The following is a 14,574-nucleotide window of genomic DNA, read 5'->3' as shown; positions in this document are numbered from 1 at the left end:
CTGTACTGGCGGGCCACGCCGCAGGAGGCGTGGCCCTGCTTGAGAAAGCCGGTCTCGTCCAGAACCAGGACGGCCTCGTCGTCGGCCAGATGCTCGAGCACATAGGCGCGCACCAGATCGCGCAAGGCATCGGCCTCCCAGCGACCACGGCCGAGAATGGCCTGCTGACGCCAGGGGCCGGGATCGCCGGCTGCCTCTGCGCGCATCCAGCCGGTCTTGCGTGGCTCGTTGCCCAGCAGGCCATCGAGGAACCAGCCGGCAGAGGCCGCCACCCGCTCCTGGGTAAACAGAGGGCGCATACGCGCCTTGACTTCGCGCAGCGATGAAGCCCACAGCTCCAGGGTTGTCTCGATCGATGCACTTGTCATCCGGTCTCTCCCAGGCAAGGGAATACATCAAGCAAGGCAGATGAAGGCTAAATAAATAAGGTAATCCCCCGGCTAAGCAGGGCAATCGCATGAACGGATGCGCCTGTAGCTTCAAGCGGCTTCAGCCCGAGCAGGTTTGGTGTAGCGTGTCTTCTCACCTGTGTGCCGACGCCGCCTACCGGGGCGCTGCCGCCCTGGAGACGATCGTGTCCCATGGTTACATTCCCCATGTGCAGGGGCGGCATGATGAGGCCCGACAGCTCAAGCGCCATCCTCACAAGCGTGCTCGGCGCTGGGTGGTTGAAGTCGCCCACAGCTGGTTCAACCGGTTTCGCAAGCTCCTGGTTCGCTACGAGAAGCTCGAACGCAGCTTCCTCGCCCTCAACCATTTGGCAGCGGCCATCATCGCCTTTCGGAAGGTGCCGCTTAGCGTAAATATTAATTATGGATAGATTCTTACTCTGTCCCCCCTTTTTTTGCTCCAGATCATATTGTCAAGCGCAACTGCCTGCTACGTTTTGCCTCAACCACAACGCCAAGGAGGGTAAAACCATGATGATCTCCCTTGTTCTTTCTATTGTCCTCGCCTGCTTCGTTTTGTTCGTGGCAGGTTTGTGCTTGGGACGCTGGATGCGCCCATCACCCGGTCCGAAGACGAATATGGCAAGCGCCTCTATGCAGCCAAGGCCTTCTTCTGCTCGGTGATTTTCGTCTTTCTTTCGCTTTAAGTATTCGAACGAAATTTTCCCGGATTTTCTGCTGTTCTGAACCAGGCCAACCCCTGTATTTCAGAGGCTTGCACGGGCAATGCAGGGGAAAATATCGGATTATTTTTCTTCGAGCACTTACCATACGAGCTAAAACAGAGAGCTTAAAACCGCATAGGCACCACTCGAAAAATTCAATGTTTTTAAGTGGTTAGCTTTTTTATGAGAAATCCGGGCTAGTGCGGGGATGAATAGCGCGGTAGGCGAAGCCTCCCTCTATAGTGGCCTCGCCTATTGCCTGACCGCCGCAAGAGGAGCGCCGTCGACGCTGCCGGCAAAATAGCTGGGGCTCCACAAGGTATTGCTGCAGTATGCCGGTGCGACCAGCTCAGGGGGCGGCGGTCGTCGTCGAGGTCGATGTGCAGCTATCGCGCGGGCAGGGCACCATCGGTCTCGACCTGGGCTTGAAGGATGTGGCCACCTGCAGCGATGGCACGAAGCTGGAGAGCGGACGCTTCTATCGCGGCCTGGAAGCGACGCTGGCCACCGCCCAGCGCAGCCGCAACAAGCAGCGCACCCGGGCGATCCACGCCAAGATCGCCAACCGCCGCAAGGATGCCTTGCACAAGTTCAGCCGCTCGTTGGTGAGCCAGCACGGCACGATCATCGTGGGCGATGTGAGTCCCGCGAAACTCGCCAAAACCAAGATGGCCAAGCCGGCACTCGATGCCGGCTGGGGCCAATTGAAAACGATGCTGGCCTACAAATGCGCTCACGCAGGCATCGTGTTCAGGGAAGTCGGCGAGGCGTACACCACCCGCACCTGTTCGTCCTGCGGCTCGCTCAGCGGCCCACAGGGCGTCAACGGACTGCGAACCTCAACTTCTCGAACCGCCCGGTGCGGGCCCGCACGCCGGGTGGTGTGGCAGGGGCGCAGCCCAACGGCTGCCCCCTATGCCGATCAACCGATTTTATGACCACCAGCAAAGACAAGAACATCGAGATCCTTGGCCAAGAGCGACGTCGCCGCTTCCACCGCCCGCGGCTGCTGCTGCTCGACGAGCCGTTGGGTGCGCTGGATGCGCTGACCCGCATCGAAATGCAGCAACTGATCGAGCTGCTCTGGCAGCAGTACGGTTTCACCGTTCTGCTGGTCACCCACGATGTCAGCGAGGCAGTCGCCGTCGCCGACCGGGTGATCCTGATCGAGGAGGGACGCATTGGTCTCGATCTGCCGGTCGAGCTGCCGCGCCCGCGCAGCCGCGGTTCGGCACGCCTCGCCGTGCTGGAGGCGGAGGTCCTCGAGCGGGTACTTACGCTGCCTGGGACCTCGCCCAGTCGCGAGCCCCTGTCAGCCCTTGCCGTCCGGCGGGGTGGGGCGTCCTGAACCGCAGTGTCCGGTAAGTATTTGTTCTATTGGCAAAAAAAATCGACAAATCTATTGACAGGGCTCAGAAGTGAACCTAATATGCGCCCCGTCCTCGAGATGGGGCTATAGCTCAGCTGGGAGAGCGCTTGCATGGCATGCAAGAGGTCGACGGTTCGATCCCGTCTAGCTCCACCATTCTCGATTCGAAAGTGGCTACGTCGGTCAGCTTGACTGATTGGTTTTGAAGGTTTCGTCCCCTTCGTCTAGTGGCCTAGGACACCGCCCTTTCACGGCGGTAACAGGGGTTCGAGTCCCCTAGGGGACGCCAGTTCCAGCGGTAGCACCTTGGCGCTGCCTGCGTCGAGAGACGCTAAATCCGGGGCTATAGCTCAGCTGGGAGAGCGCTTGCATGGCATGCAAGAGGTCGACGGTTCGATCCCGTCTAGCTCCACCAATTCCACACAAGGCCGGCCGTTTCGCCGAGCTTGTCATCGAAGGTTTCGTCCCCTTCGTCTAGTGGCCTAGGACACCGCCCTTTCACGGCGGTAACAGGGGTTCGAGTCCCCTAGGGGACGCCAGTTCTACCCTCCATTGGGTTCAAGGGGTCACCTGCATGGGCGGCCCTTTTTGTTTTTCAGTCCTGACTACCCAAGCTTGGCCTTCCTGGAGGGATCCCCTGCTGCTTGGCCTGGCTCCGGGCCGGGCTTGCGGCAGGGGCGGGTGGCTTCTGTGTCGGCATACGCTTCAGTCCGTCACTGGATGACGCCGCAGGCCACTCGGGCTCCGCCACCGCCCAGCGGGGCAGGGCTGTCGGCATGGTTGTCGCCGCCGGCATGCACCATCAGAGTATGTCCCTTGAGCGCTTCCGGATCCTTTAGGCGCGGGGCCAGCACCGGCTGCGTGGCCTTGCCGTCAGCACCCGCGTAGAGTGCCGGCAGGTCGCCCAGGTGGCCGTCTCCCCAGGGGTAGCCATGCTTGGCGGTATTCTGCGGATCCCAATGGCCGCCTGCGGCGCCTGCGGCGACCTTCTGGCCGTCCTTTTCCGCGACGGCGCAACTGCCCGAGGCATGGACGTGGAAGCCGTGGATGCCGGGCTGCAGCCCGTCAAGACTGGGAGTGAAGACCAGGCCGTATTCGCTCTGCTCGATGCTGACGGTGCCGAGCGCTGTGCCGATGCCGTCGCTGCTCACTGCGTCGAGCGTGATGCTGAGCGGCACGGCCTGCAGGGGCAGTGCGCAGCTGGCGGTCAGTGCTGCAATCAGCCATTTTTTCATGGGTATCTCCTTATTGTGCATGCGGAAGGGGCGTTCTTGCCCCTGGTATGGGCTGGATGGTCGGGCTGGCGTAGGCTTGCTGGCACAGTGACTATGCTGGACCCCGGTGGATCGGGCGGTCAATGATGGCAAGCGGGCAGGGCAGGCAATGAACGACATGACAAGCGTATGTCCAGTGCAGGTCATCGCGGTGACCAGTGGCAAGGGTGGGGTGGGCAAGAGTGTGGTGGCGGTGAATCTGGCGCTGGTGCTGGCCGGACGCGGGCGCCGGGTGATGCTGCTCGATGGCGATCTGGCAATGGCCAGTATCGATGCGTTGCTCGGCCTTGGCGCTGAGCGCACCCTGGCCGACGTTCTCGCCGGAGAGTGCGTCCTGGAGGATATCGTGCTGCAAGGGCCGGGCGGTATTCGCGTGGTGCCCGCCGCTTCCGGCATGCGCAGCATGGTACGGCTCTCGGCTCAGCAGCAGGCCGGGCTGATTCATGCCTTCGGTCGGCTCGCCTGCCAACTCGATGTGCTGATAGTGGACACCGCTTCTGGTATTGACGATTCGGCGGTTGGCTTCGTGCGGGCGGCGCGGGAAGTGCTTGTGGTGCTCTGCGATGAGCCGGCGTCGATTGCCGATGCCTATGCGTTGATCAGGTTGCTTAATCATGACTACGGGGTGAGCCGCTTCCGGATCCTCGCCAACATGGTGGCAGGCCCTCGCGAAGGGCGCGAGCTGTTCGCCAAGCTGCTCCGGCTGACTGAGCATTTCCTTGCTGCGACCCTGCAGTACGTCGGTGCCGTGCCCTGGGACGACACTCTGCGTAGGGCCGTGCAGCGGCAGTCGGCGGTCTGCGAGGCGTTTCCTCGCTCCAAGAGTGCGCTGGCCTTTCGGGCGATCGCGGAGAAGGTCGATGGCTGGCCGTTGCCCGCCAATCCACGGGGGCATGTGGAGTTCTTTGTCGAACATCTGGTTCGCGCGGCGCAGGCAAAGCCGGCTCAGGACTCCGCCGGGGACTCTTCCGCGGTTGTGCCGGCCGTGGGCAGGGGTGAGCGTGCGCCGGGCGGGCGAAAATAGCCCCTCCGGCCGGCGGGCTCGGCATGTATAATGCGGGTCCGCCCGGATTGACGCATGCCGCGCTCAGACCGGTACTGCCGTGTTGAGGTCGATGGTAAGCCTATTGTGACCAGTCCCTTTCTCGAAGCCATGGCGCTCGCCTGCGAGCGGGACTGGCGCATGTTGTTCGAGCAGCTCGACCTGATGCTGGCTCCCGGCGACATGCTGCAGGTGGTGGGCCCCAACGGCAGCGGCAAGACCAGCCTGCTGCGCCTGCTGGCTGGACTGATGCAGCCCTCGGCCGGAGAGGTGCGCCTGCAGGGGCGCAGCCTGCACGGTCGGCGTACCGAACTGGCGCGCAATCTGCTCTGGATCGGCCATGCGGCTGGTATCAAGGGGCTGCTGACCGCCGAGGAGAATCTTGCCTGGCTCTGTGCCCTGCATCGCCCCGCCGGACGCGAGGCGATCTGGCAGGCGCTGGCGGCAATCGGCCTGCGCGGCTTCGAGGACGTGCCCTGCCATACCCTGTCGGCCGGCCAGCAGCGTCGCGTGGCACTGGCCCGTCTGCATCTGGAGGCGCCACCGCTGTGGATCCTCGACGAGCCTTTCACCGCCCTCGACCGGCAGGGCGTGGCTCAGCTAGAGCGGCATCTGCTCGGCCACTGCGAGCGTGGCGGGATGGTCGTGCTGACCACCCACCACCGCCTGGAGGTCAGGCCTGCTACTTTCCGCGAGCTGGACCTGGAGCGGCGCGCCGCATGAGTAGTGTGTTCGCCCTCCTGCTCGCCCGCGAATCGCGGCTGCTGTTCCGCCGTCCGGCCGAACTGGTCAACCCGCTGGTGTTCTTCGCCATCGTCATCGCCCTGTTTCCGCTCGCTGTGGGACCCGAGACGCAGCTTCTGCAGACGCTTTCGCCCGGGCTGATCTGGGTGGCGGCGCTGCTCGCCGTGCTGCTGTCGCTGGATGGCCTGTTCCGCAGCGACTTCGAGGACGGTTCCCTGGAACAATGGGTGGTCGCGTCGCATCCGTTGCCGCTTCTGGTGCTGGCCAAGGTGTTGGCACACTGGCTGCTTTCCGGGCTGGCGTTGGTCCTGCTGGCGCCGCTGCTGGCCCTGATGCTGGGGCTGCCTGCACGTTGCTTGCCGGTACTGCTGCTGTCGCTGCTGCTCGGCACCCCAGTGCTGAGTTTGCTCGGTGCCGTCGGCGCAGCGCTGATCGTGGGCCTCAAGCGTGGCGGCCTGCTGCTGCCGCTGCTGATTCTGCCGCTGTACATCCCCGTGCTGATTCTCGGCAGTGGGGCAATGCAGGCGGCACTGCAGGGATTGCCGGCGACCGGTCATCTGCTATGGCTGGCCAGCCTGGCCGTGCTGGCCGTGACCTTGCTGCCCTTCGCAATCGCCGCCGGGCTGAGCATCAGCGTCGGAGAGTAGCCGTTTTGCCAGCGCAGGGGATTGGCCGGGGAGACGGTTCCGGTATGGCCAGGCAGGAAGCGTGCCGGGTTTTGTGCTTCGTGAGAATATGAGTGGTCTCGATGAGTTGGACGTGGTTTCACAAGCTGGGCTCGCCCAAGTGGTTCTATGAAATCAGCGGCCGCTGGCTGCCCTGGTTCGCTGTGGTCGCCGCGCTGCTGCTCGGCGCCGGCCTGGTCTGGGGACTGGCCTTCGCGCCGCCGGACTACCAGCAGGGCAACAGCTTCCGCATCATTTACATCCATGTGCCGGTGGCCTTCCTCGCCCAGTCCTGCTACGTGCTGCTGGCAGTGGCCGGGCTGGTCGGCCTGGTCTGGCGCATGAAGCTGGCCGACATCGCCCTGCAGTGCGCCGCGCCCATCGGTGCCTGGATGACCTTCATCGCCCTGGTCACCGGCGCCATCTGGGGCAAGCCGACCTGGGGCACCTGGTGGGTCTGGGATGCGCGGCTGACCTCGATGCTGATCCTGCTGTTTCTCTACTTCGGGATCATCGCCCTCGGCCAGGCGATTGCCAACCGCGACAGCGCGGCCAAGGCCTGCGCGGTGCTGGCGATCGTCGGGGTGGTCAACATCCCGATCATCAAGTACTCGGTCGAATGGTGGAACTCCCTGCACCAGCCGGCCACCTTCACCCTGACCGAGAAGCCGGCGATGCCCATGGAGATGTGGCTGCCGATGCTGGTCATGGTGCTCGGCATCTACTGTTTCTTCGCCGCCGTGCTGCTGCTGCGCATGCGCCTCGAGGTGCTCAGGCGCGAGGCGCGCAGCAGCTGGGCCAAATCCGAGATCAAGGCTCTCGTGGGGGCACCATGAGTTTTTCCTCGTTCGCCGAATTCGTCGCCATGGGCAATCATGGCCCCTATGTGTGGTCGGCCTACGGCATCAGCCTGGCGGTGCTGGTCCTCAATATCGCCGGACCGCTGCTGGCGCGCCGGCGCTATCTGCAAGAAGAGGCGCGTCGTCTGCGCCGGGAGGAGTCGAAGTGAATCCTGTGCGCAAGAAGCGGCTGTTCATCGTCCTGGCGATCCTCGCCGGCGTGGGCATCGCCATGGCGCTGGCCCTGTCCGCTCTGCAGCAGAACATCAACCTGTTCTACACCCCCAGCCAGATCGCCGCGGGCGAGGCGCCGCAGGGGGCGCGGATTCGTGCCGGCGGCCTGGTGGAGCAGGGCTCGGTGCAGCGCGGTGCGGACTCGCTAGCGGTGTCCTTCCGGGTCACCGATGGCGCCGAGACCGTGACCGTCCGCTACCAGGGTATCCTCCCCGACCTGTTCCGCGAGGGGCAGGGCATCGTCGCTCTGGGGCGGGTCGATGGCGACGGCGCGCTGCAGGCCGACGAGGTATTGGCCAAGCACGACGAGAACTACATGCCGCCGGAGGTCAGTCAGGCGCTGGAGAAGACCGGCATGCTCAAGCACTACGAAGGCGGCAAGCCGGAGGGTGTGCAATGATTCCCGAACTCGGCCACCTGGGGATGATCCTCGCCCTGTGCCTGGCGCTGGTGCAGGGCACCCTGCCGCTGATCGGCGCCTGGCGCGGCGACCGCCTGTGGATGGGCCTGGCTGTGCCGGCCGCCTGGGGGCAGTTCGCCTTCCTGCTGTTCGCCTTCGCTTGCCTAACCCAGGCCTTCCTGGTCGACGACTTCTCGGTCGCCTACGTAGCGAGCAACTCCAACAGCGCCTTGCCCTGGTACTACAAGTTCAGTGCCGTATGGGGCGCCCACGAGGGTTCGTTGCTGCTCTGGGCGCTGATTCTGTCCGGCTGGACCTTCGCCGTGTCGATCTTCTCGCGGCAGCTGCCGGAGGAGATGCTGGCCCGCGTGCTGAGCGTGATGGGACTGATCAGCGTCGGCTTCCTGCTGTTCCTGATCGTCACCTCCAACCCCTTCGCGCGTCTGCTGCCGCAATCGCCGGCAGATGGCCGTGACCTCAACCCGCTGCTCCAGGACTTCGGCCTGGTCGTCCATCCGCCGATGCTCTACATGGGCTACGTCGGTTTCTCGGTGGTCTTCGCCTTCGCCATCGCCGCGCTGCTCGGCGGCCGCCTGGATGCCGCCTGGGCACGCTGGTCGCGGCCCTGGACGCTGGTCGCCTGGGCCTTCCTCGGCGTCGGCATCGTGCTCGGCTCCTGGTGGGCCTACTACGAACTGGGCTGGGGCGGCTGGTGGTTCTGGGACCCGGTCGAGAACGCCTCCTTCATGCCCTGGCTGGTGGGCACCGCGCTGCTGCACTCGCTGGCGGTGACGGAGAAGCGCGGAGTGTTCAAGAGCTGGACGGTGCTGCTGGCCATCGCCGCCTTCTCCCTGAGCCTGCTCGGCACCTTCCTCGTGCGTTCGGGCGTGCTCACCTCGGTGCATGCTTTCGCCAACGACCCGGAGCGCGGCGTGTTCATCCTGGGCTTCCTGCTGCTGGTGATCGGCAGCTCGCTGACCCTGTTCGCCATCCGTGCGCCGGTGGTCAAGAGTCAGGTGGGCTTCGCCCTCTGGTCGCGGGAGACCCTGCTGCTGGTGAACAACCTGCTCTTGGTGGTGGCGACCTCGACCATCCTCCTCGGCACCCTCTATCCGCTGCTGCTGGATGCACTGTCTGGCGCCAAACTGTCGGTCGGCCCGCCGTACTTCAATGCGCTGTTCCTGCCGCTGATGGGCCTGCTGATGCTGAGCCTCGCGGTAGGCGTGCTGGTACGCTGGAAGGACACTCCGCTGAACTGGCTGGTCGGCATGCTCGCGCCGGTGCTGCTGGCCAGCGTGGCGCTGGCCCTGCTGGCCGCCTTCGCCCTCGGCGATTTCGCCTGGGCGGTGCTGGCGACTGCTTTCCTGGCCGCCTGGGTGGTCCTCGCCGGGGCGCGCGACCTGTTCGACAAGACCCGCCACAAGGGCCCACTCAAGGGCCTGCGCAACCTCTCGCCAAGCTACTGGGGCATGCAGCTGTCCCACGTGGGGGTTGCCGTCTGCGCCCTGGGCATCGTCCTGAGCAGTCAGGAAAGCGCCGAGCGCGACCTGCGCATGGCGCCGGGCGATACCGTGGATCTGGGCGGTTACCGCTTCGTTTTCGAGGGCACCCGGCACCACGAAGGCCCCAACTTCGTCTCCGACCGGGCCAGCGTCCGCGTCTTCGACGGGGATCGCGAGGTGGCCGTGCTGCAGCCGGAGAAGCGCCTCTACACCGTGCAGCGGATGCCGATGACCGAGGCCGGCATCGACGCCGGCTTCACCCGCGATCTCTATGTCGCCCTGGGCGAGCCGCTGGACAACGGCGCCTGGGCGGTCCGTCTGCATATCAAGCCGTTCGTCCGCTGGATCTGGCTGGGGGGCCTGATGATGGCCTTCGGCGCAGCGCTGGCGGCCTGCGACCGGCGTTATCGGGTCAAGGTCAAGACCCGCGTGCGCGAGGCCCTGGGCCTGGCCGGACAAGGAGCCTGAAGGTGAAACGAGCGATATTCCTGTTGCCGCTGATGCTCTTCCTGGGCATCGCGGCCTTCCTCTACCGGGGCCTGTTCCTCGACCCCGCCGAGCTGCCCTCGGCGCTGATCGGCAGGCCGTTCCCGCCGTTCTCCCTACCCGCGGTGGAAGAGCCGGGGCGCACGCTCAGTGTCGACGACCTCAAGGGCAAGCCGGCGCTGGTCAACGTCTGGGCAACCTGGTGCGTGTCGTGCAAGGTCGAGCATCCGGTGCTCAACGAGCTGGCCGGGCGCGGCGTGAACATCGTCGGCGTCAACTACAAGGACGACAACGCCAGCGCGCTGAAGTGGCTGAAGGAGTTCCACAACCCCTACCGGCTGAACATCCGCGACGAGCAGGGCAGCCTCAGCCTGGACCTTGGCGTCTATGGCGCGCCGGAAACCTTCCTCATCGACAGGTACGGCATCATCCGCCACAAGTTCGTCGGGGTGATCGACGAGCGGACCTGGCGCGAGCAGCTTGCCGCGCGCTACCAGGAGCTGCTGGACGAATGAAATCCCTGATCCGTGCCGCGCTGCTGGGCCTTGTGCTGAGCGCGACGGCACAGGCCGCCATTGACACTTATGAATTCGAGAGCGACGCCGAGCGCGAGCGCTACCGCAGCCTGATCGAGGAGTTGCGCTGTCCGAAGTGTCAGAACCAGAACATCGCTGATTCCGATGCGCCCATTGCCATGGATCTGCGCCGCGAGATCTACCGCATGCTCGGCGAAGGGCAGAGCAATGAACAGATCGTCGACTATCTGGTGGCCCGCTACGGCGACTTCGTCCGCTACAAGCCACCGCTCGATGCCCGGACGCTGCTGCTCTGGTATGGCCCGGCGGGCCTGCTGGCTGTCGGTTTCGGCGTGCTGGCGGTGATCATCCTCCGGCGCCGGCGCAGTGTCGCCAATCCTGCGTCGAACACCCTTTCCCCGGCCGAGCGCGAGCGCCTCGCCACCCTGCTGGACAAAAAAGACCCATGATCGATTTCTGGATCGCCGCTGGCCTGCTGCTGCTGCTGGCCCTGGCCTTTCTGCTGCTTCCCATGGTGCGTGGCCGCCGCGTCCAGGCCGAAGAGAACCGTACCGCGCTCAACGTGGTGCTCTATGAGGAGCGTCTAGCCGAATTGGACGCGCAGCGCTCGGCTGGCACCCTGGGCGCCGAACAGCTGGAGGCCGGCCGCGCCGAGGCTGCCCGCGAGCTGCTGGCAGATACTGCGGACAGCGATGCGCACCGCCGCTCCTCCCTGGGCAAGGCCGTGCCGCTGGCGGTGGCGCTGCTGGTGCCGCTGCTCGGCTACGGCCTGTACCTGCACTGGGGCGCCAGCGACAAGCTCGAGCTGGCCCGCCAGTTCGCCGAGCAGCCGAAGACCCTCGAGGAGATGACCGCGCGCCTGGAGGAGGCGGTCAAGGTCCAGCCGGATTCCGCCGAGGGCTGGTATTTCCTCGGTCGCACTTACATGGCCCAAGAACGTCCGGCCGATGCCGTGCGGGCCTTCGAGCAGGCTGCCCGGCTGGCCGAGCGGCCACCGGAGATCCTCGGCCAGTGGGCCCAGGCGCTGTATTTCGCCGAGGGCAAGCGCTGGAGTGCGCAGATGCAGACACTGACCGACGAGGCGCTGGCCGGCGATCCCACCGAAGTCACCAGCCTCGGCCTGCTGGGCATCGCCGCCTTCGAGGAGCGCCGCTTCGCCGATGCCGCCGGCTATTGGGAACGCCTGGTGGCGATCCTGCCCGAAGGCGACCCGTCGCGGACGGCTATTGTCGGCGGCATTGCCCGCGCCCGCGAGCAGGCCGGAGTCGCCGGGACGCCGGAGAGCGCGCAATCTGCGGCCAGCCAGGTCGAGCTGAAGGTCAGCGTTGCCCTGGCCCCGGAGCTGGCCGACAAGGTGCGGCCGGACGACAGCGTGTTCGTCTTCGCCCGCGTTGTTTCCGGTCCGCCGATGCCGCTGGCGGTCGAGCGCCTGCGCGTGGCCGATCTGCCGGCGCAGGTCGCCCTGAGCGATGCCAATGCAATGCTGCCGCAGCTCAGGCTGTCGAACTTCGCCGAGGTGCAACTGGTCGCTCGGGTTTCGCGGGCCGGCAATCCCACCGCGGGCGACTGGATCGGCCGTCTCGACCAAGTGAGTGCCAAAGCATCGGGCGAGTACGCCCTGACCATTGATCGAGCCGACGCGCCCTGAGGGTACGTCCCCGGAGAGGAAAAATGAAGGTTCTTGCCCCCTCGCAGCCATTCCCGGCCAAGTCCGCCGGGCTGCTGCGCCACCTGCGTCCGTTCGGCATGCTCGGCCTGACCCTGCTGCTGGCCGCCTGCGCCCACCAGGATTACGACTACCCGTCCGGCGACCGCCCGGCACCGACGCAGCGCCCCCCCGAGCAGCGGCCGCCGGTGCAGGTGCCGACGCAGCCGCGCCAGACGATCAAGTCTCTGCCGCCCAAGCCCGCCAGCCCGCAGCGGAGCCGGGGCGGCAACCATCCGCGCTATGCACCGCCGCCGGATGCCGATGCCTACTGGGACAACAACCTGGGGGTCTATGTGGTGAAGGGCCGGCCGCTGTACTACCGGGAGCGCCTGTACTACCGCTGGAACGACGGCTGGTACAGCTCCGGGCGGCCGAGCGGCCCCTGGGAATCGGTCGAGGGACCGAGCGTGCCGCCGGGACTGCGCCGTTATCATCCGGTGCGCTGAGCCGCTGGCATCAGTCGTGCAACTCTTCCACGCTGGATTCTGACGCGGGTTTGGGAGGGCGCGGAAACAGTGCGTTGCCGCAGCGGCTGCAGTAGGCGGCATTGGGTTCATGGAGGCTCTTTTCGCAGGTCGGACAAATCTGGTGCAGGCGTTGCGGCTGCATCGCGCTGGCCAGCTCGGCGGTGAAGATCCCGGTGGGCACTGCGATCACCGAGTAGCCGGTGATCATCACCAGGCTCGCCAGGGCCTGGCCCAGCGGCGTCTTCGGCGTCATGTCGCCGTAGCCGACTGTGGTCAGGGTCACCACCGCCCAGTAGATACTGGCGGGAATGCTGCTGAAGCCATGCTCCGGCCCTTCGACCACGTACACCAGGGTGCCGAAAACGACGACCATGGTGCTCACGCTGAACAGGAAGACGATGACCTTCTGCCGGCTGCCGCGCAGCGCGACGAGCAGGAAATTCGCCTGGTTCAGGTAGGACAGCAGCTTCAGCACGCGGAATACCCGCAGCATGCGCATGATGCGGATGATGAGCAGGTACTGGGCCGGTGGGAACAGCAGGGCGAGGACTGCCGGCAGTACGGCCAGCAGGTCGACGGCGCCGTAGAAGCTGAAGATGTAGTGCGATGGTCTGGGATGGATGTATATGCGTAGCAGATATTCGCCAGCGAAGAGCATCGTAAAGCCCCATTCCAGGGCGTAAAACAGCTCGCCGTAGTGGTCGTAACCCTGCAGGCTGTCGAGCATCACCACCACCAGACTGGCGAAGATGGCCAGCAGCAGCGCGATATCGAAATGCCGCCCGGCCGGCGTGTCGCTGAAAAAGACGATGATATAGAGGCGCTCGCGCCAGCTTTTCTTGTCCATGTGCGTCCTCATTCGCTGCGTCAGATCGCCGGGCTGGCCGGTTGGCGCACATCCTGCTTTATTGTGCAAAGGGTCAATGATGCCTGACATCTCCGACCCACGATCATAACCGGCTCGAGGACGCGAGCCATCCAGCCTGGTCCCGCGGAGCGGTGCAATGCAGGCTGGCGGGAGTGAAATACGCCATGGCCAATGTCGAACTGGTCGATCCCTTCGGGCGCCGCATCACCTACCTGCGCCTGTCGGTGACCGATCGCTGTGATTTCCGCTGCACCTATTGCATGAGCGAGAACATGGTGTTCGCCCCGCGCGAGCAGATCCTCAGCCTGGAGGAGCTCTACGACGTGGCGGATGCCTTCATCGGCCTCGGCGTCAAGCGCATCCGTATCACCGGCGGCGAGCCGCTGGTGCGCAAGGGCCTGCTCGGCCTGCTGGAGCGCCTGGGAGCGCGCACGGAGCTGGAAGACCTGGCCATGACCACCAACGGCTCGCAGCTGCCGTTCATGGCCGGTGATCTGCGCGCGGCCGGGCTCCGGCGCCTCAACATCAGCCTCGACTCGCTGCGCCCTGATCGCTTCGCCGCCTTCACCCGCCGCGACAAGCTTGACCAGGTTCTCGCCGGCATCGAGGCCGCCCGCGCCGTGGGCTTTGCGCGGATCAAGCTGAACACTGTGGTGCAGAAGGGTCGCAACGACGACGAGGTGCTCGAGCTGGTCGAGTTCGCCCTGGAGCGCGGCCTGGACATCAGTTTCATCGAGGAGATGCCGCTCGGCGGTATCTCCAGCCACAATCGCAGCGAAACCCTCTGCTCCAGCGACGAGGTGCGCCGGCGCATCGAGGAGCGCTTCAGTCTGGTGCGCAGCAGCCATGTCAGTGGCGGTCCTTCGCGCTACTGGCAGGTGGTCGGCAGCCAGACCCAGGTCGGCTTCATCTCGCCGCACAGCCACAACTTCTGCAGCGCCTGCAACCGCGTGCGGGTCACCGCCGAGGGCAAGCTGGTGCTCTGTCTCGGCCATGAGGGCGCACTCGACCTGAAGACCCTGATGCGCGCCCATCCCGGCGATTCGGCGCGGCTGCGCCAGGCTCTGGTAGAGGCCCTGCAGCTCAAGCCCGAGCGCCATCATTTCGCGGCCGACGCCCAGGTACAGGTGGTGCGCTTCATGAGCATGACCGGCGGCTGAGCGAAACGGGTGTATGCCCGTTTCGCCTGCACCAGACTGGAGCTTCCTGCGGCAGGCGCGCGCTAGAGCATTTTTTGAAAACACGAATTCGACATACAGGGGTTGCTCTTCCTGGTCATTTCGGTCCTCCTCTCCCGCTCGGACAAGGAGACCAGAATGGCTCGGG

15 protein-coding genes, 4 tRNA genes and 3 pseudogenes are annotated in these 14,574 nt (G+C 65.3%); 19 read left to right on the top strand and 3 right to left on the bottom strand.

All coding sequences use genetic code 11. The features are described 5' to 3' along the window. Positions 1 to 368 (bottom strand): transposase (locus tag ACYVD0_RS21865; protein WP_460428757.1); only part of this gene is annotated, 368 nt, incomplete at its 3' end. A gap of 155 nt (positions 369 to 523) precedes the next feature. Here ACYVD0_RS21865 and ACYVD0_RS21860 point away from each other — a divergent pair. The 7 genes and pseudogenes from ACYVD0_RS21860 to ACYVD0_RS21830 all read left to right on the top strand — a co-directional run. Beyond that, positions 524 to 820 (top strand): annotated as a pseudogene (locus ACYVD0_RS21860) (transposase); the annotation flags it as partial. 626 nt (positions 821 to 1,446) lie between these two features. Beyond that, positions 1,447 to 2,052: an RNA-guided endonuclease InsQ/TnpB family protein gene (locus tag ACYVD0_RS21855; RefSeq protein WP_460428756.1), complete on the top strand. Its 606-nt coding sequence runs from the start codon at positions 1,447 to 1,449 to the stop codon at positions 2,050 to 2,052. Between the two features lie 44 nt (positions 2,053 to 2,096). Then, positions 2,097 to 2,462 (top strand): annotated as a pseudogene (locus ACYVD0_RS21850) (P-loop NTPase family protein); the annotation flags it as partial. A 101-nt stretch (positions 2,463 to 2,563) separates the two neighbouring features. Beyond that, positions 2,564 to 2,639, top strand: a tRNA-Ala gene (locus ACYVD0_RS21845). Between the two features lie 57 nt (positions 2,640 to 2,696). Beyond that, positions 2,697 to 2,772: transfer RNA gene (locus tag ACYVD0_RS21840), tRNA-Glu, on the top strand. A 50-nt stretch (positions 2,773 to 2,822) separates the two neighbouring features. Next, positions 2,823 to 2,898: transfer RNA gene (locus ACYVD0_RS21835), tRNA-Ala, on the top strand. 48 nt (positions 2,899 to 2,946) lie between these two features. After that, positions 2,947 to 3,022 (top strand) — tRNA-Glu (locus ACYVD0_RS21830). 174 nt (positions 3,023 to 3,196) lie between these two features. Here ACYVD0_RS21830 and sodC read toward each other — a convergent pair. Then, complete coding sequence (gene sodC / locus ACYVD0_RS21825; protein WP_460428755.1) at positions 3,197 to 3,718, bottom strand: superoxide dismutase family protein; 522 nt, start codon at positions 3,716 to 3,718, stop codon at positions 3,197 to 3,199. 157 nt (positions 3,719 to 3,875) lie between these two features. Between sodC and ACYVD0_RS21820 the strand changes: the two are divergent. The 11 genes and pseudogenes from ACYVD0_RS21820 to ACYVD0_RS21770 all read left to right on the top strand — a co-directional run. Beyond that, a pseudogene (locus ACYVD0_RS21820) lies at positions 3,876 to 4,706 on the top strand (MinD/ParA family protein); the annotation flags it as partial. Positions 4,707 to 4,835: 129 nt separating this feature from the next. After that, positions 4,836 to 5,522: a cytochrome c biogenesis heme-transporting ATPase CcmA gene (ccmA, locus tag ACYVD0_RS21815; RefSeq protein WP_460428754.1), complete on the top strand. Its 687-nt coding sequence runs from the start codon at positions 4,836 to 4,838 to the stop codon at positions 5,520 to 5,522. After that, complete coding sequence (gene ccmB, locus ACYVD0_RS21810; RefSeq protein WP_460428753.1) at positions 5,519 to 6,190, top strand: heme exporter protein CcmB; 672 nt, start codon at positions 5,519 to 5,521, stop codon at positions 6,188 to 6,190. Before ccmA ends, ccmB begins: the two co-directional genes overlap by 4 nt. 101 nt (positions 6,191 to 6,291) lie before the next feature. Continuing rightward, a complete protein-coding gene (locus tag ACYVD0_RS21805) occupies positions 6,292 to 7,044 on the top strand; it encodes a heme ABC transporter permease (protein ID WP_460428752.1) in 753 nt (250 codons plus the stop codon). Continuing rightward, entirely contained in the window at positions 7,041 to 7,217 is a 177-nt protein-coding gene (gene ccmD, locus ACYVD0_RS21800) for a heme exporter protein CcmD (protein ID WP_460428751.1), read from the top strand. The genes ACYVD0_RS21805 and ccmD overlap by 4 nt, the downstream gene beginning before the upstream one ends. After that, positions 7,214 to 7,681, top strand: coding sequence for a cytochrome c maturation protein CcmE (gene ccmE / locus ACYVD0_RS21795; RefSeq protein WP_460428750.1), 468 nt, complete (start codon positions 7,214 to 7,216; stop codon positions 7,679 to 7,681). Before ccmD ends, ccmE begins: the two co-directional genes overlap by 4 nt. Continuing rightward, complete coding sequence (locus ACYVD0_RS21790) at positions 7,678 to 9,651, top strand: heme lyase CcmF/NrfE family subunit (RefSeq protein ID WP_460428749.1); 1,974 nt, start codon at positions 7,678 to 7,680, stop codon at positions 9,649 to 9,651. The genes ccmE and ACYVD0_RS21790 overlap by 4 nt, the downstream gene beginning before the upstream one ends. Positions 9,652 to 9,653: 2 nt before the next feature. Beyond that, the gene (locus ACYVD0_RS21785; RefSeq protein WP_460428748.1) at positions 9,654 to 10,184 is read left to right on the top strand and encodes a thioredoxin domain-containing protein; all 531 of its coding nucleotides are present in this window, start codon (positions 9,654 to 9,656) and stop codon (positions 10,182 to 10,184) included. After that, positions 10,181 to 10,654 (top strand): cytochrome c-type biogenesis protein, encoded by a 474-nt coding sequence (locus ACYVD0_RS21780; RefSeq protein WP_460428747.1) that lies wholly within the window; start codon positions 10,181 to 10,183, stop codon positions 10,652 to 10,654. Before ACYVD0_RS21785 ends, ACYVD0_RS21780 begins: the two co-directional genes overlap by 4 nt. Further along, entirely contained in the window at positions 10,651 to 11,853 is a 1,203-nt protein-coding gene (gene ccmI, locus ACYVD0_RS21775) for a c-type cytochrome biogenesis protein CcmI (protein ID WP_460428746.1), read from the top strand. The genes ACYVD0_RS21780 and ccmI overlap by 4 nt, the downstream gene beginning before the upstream one ends. Positions 11,854 to 11,876: 23 nt before the next feature. Continuing rightward, positions 11,877 to 12,359 (top strand): hypothetical protein, encoded by a 483-nt coding sequence (locus tag ACYVD0_RS21770; RefSeq protein ID WP_460428745.1) that lies wholly within the window; start codon positions 11,877 to 11,879, stop codon positions 12,357 to 12,359. Between the two features lie 10 nt (positions 12,360 to 12,369). Here the strand turns inward: ACYVD0_RS21770 and ACYVD0_RS21765 are convergent, their stop codons facing one another. After that, complete coding sequence (locus ACYVD0_RS21765) at positions 12,370 to 13,227, bottom strand: ion transporter (RefSeq protein ID WP_460428744.1); 858 nt, start codon at positions 13,225 to 13,227, stop codon at positions 12,370 to 12,372. Positions 13,228 to 13,412: 185 nt separating this feature from the next. Between ACYVD0_RS21765 and moaA the strand changes: the two genes are divergently transcribed. Beyond that, positions 13,413 to 14,408, top strand: a complete 996-nt coding sequence (gene moaA / locus ACYVD0_RS21760; RefSeq protein WP_460428743.1) for a GTP 3',8-cyclase MoaA — start codon at positions 13,413 to 13,415, stop codon at positions 14,406 to 14,408. The last annotated feature ends 166 nt before the right edge of the window (positions 14,409 to 14,574 follow it).

It is taken from the genome of Azotobacter armeniacus (assembly GCF_054779355.1).
This window is presented reverse-complemented; position numbering and strand designations above follow the sequence as displayed.

Coding starts and splice junctions, on each gene's coding strand:
- ACYVD0_RS21855 (WP_460428756.1), top strand. CDS start 1,447: ATGCCGGTGCGACCAGCTCAGGGGGCGGCGGTCGTCGTCGAGGTCGAT.
- sodC (WP_460428755.1), bottom strand. CDS start 3,718: ATGAAAAAATGGCTGATTGCAGCACTGACCGCCAGCTGCGCACTGCCC.
- ccmA (WP_460428754.1), top strand. CDS start 4,836: ATGCCGCGCTCAGACCGGTACTGCCGTGTTGAGGTCGATGGTAAGCCT.
- ccmB (WP_460428753.1), top strand. CDS start 5,519: ATGAGTAGTGTGTTCGCCCTCCTGCTCGCCCGCGAATCGCGGCTGCTG.
- ACYVD0_RS21805 (WP_460428752.1), top strand. CDS start 6,292: ATGAGTTGGACGTGGTTTCACAAGCTGGGCTCGCCCAAGTGGTTCTAT.
- ccmD (WP_460428751.1), top strand. CDS start 7,041: ATGAGTTTTTCCTCGTTCGCCGAATTCGTCGCCATGGGCAATCATGGC.
- ACYVD0_RS21790 (WP_460428749.1), top strand. CDS start 7,678: ATGATTCCCGAACTCGGCCACCTGGGGATGATCCTCGCCCTGTGCCTG.
- ACYVD0_RS21780 (WP_460428747.1), top strand. CDS start 10,181: ATGAAATCCCTGATCCGTGCCGCGCTGCTGGGCCTTGTGCTGAGCGCG.
- ccmI (WP_460428746.1), top strand. CDS start 10,651: ATGATCGATTTCTGGATCGCCGCTGGCCTGCTGCTGCTGCTGGCCCTG.
- ACYVD0_RS21770 (WP_460428745.1), top strand. CDS start 11,877: ATGAAGGTTCTTGCCCCCTCGCAGCCATTCCCGGCCAAGTCCGCCGGG.
- ACYVD0_RS21765 (WP_460428744.1), bottom strand. CDS start 13,227: ATGGACAAGAAAAGCTGGCGCGAGCGCCTCTATATCATCGTCTTTTTC.
- moaA (WP_460428743.1), top strand. CDS start 13,413: ATGGCCAATGTCGAACTGGTCGATCCCTTCGGGCGCCGCATCACCTAC.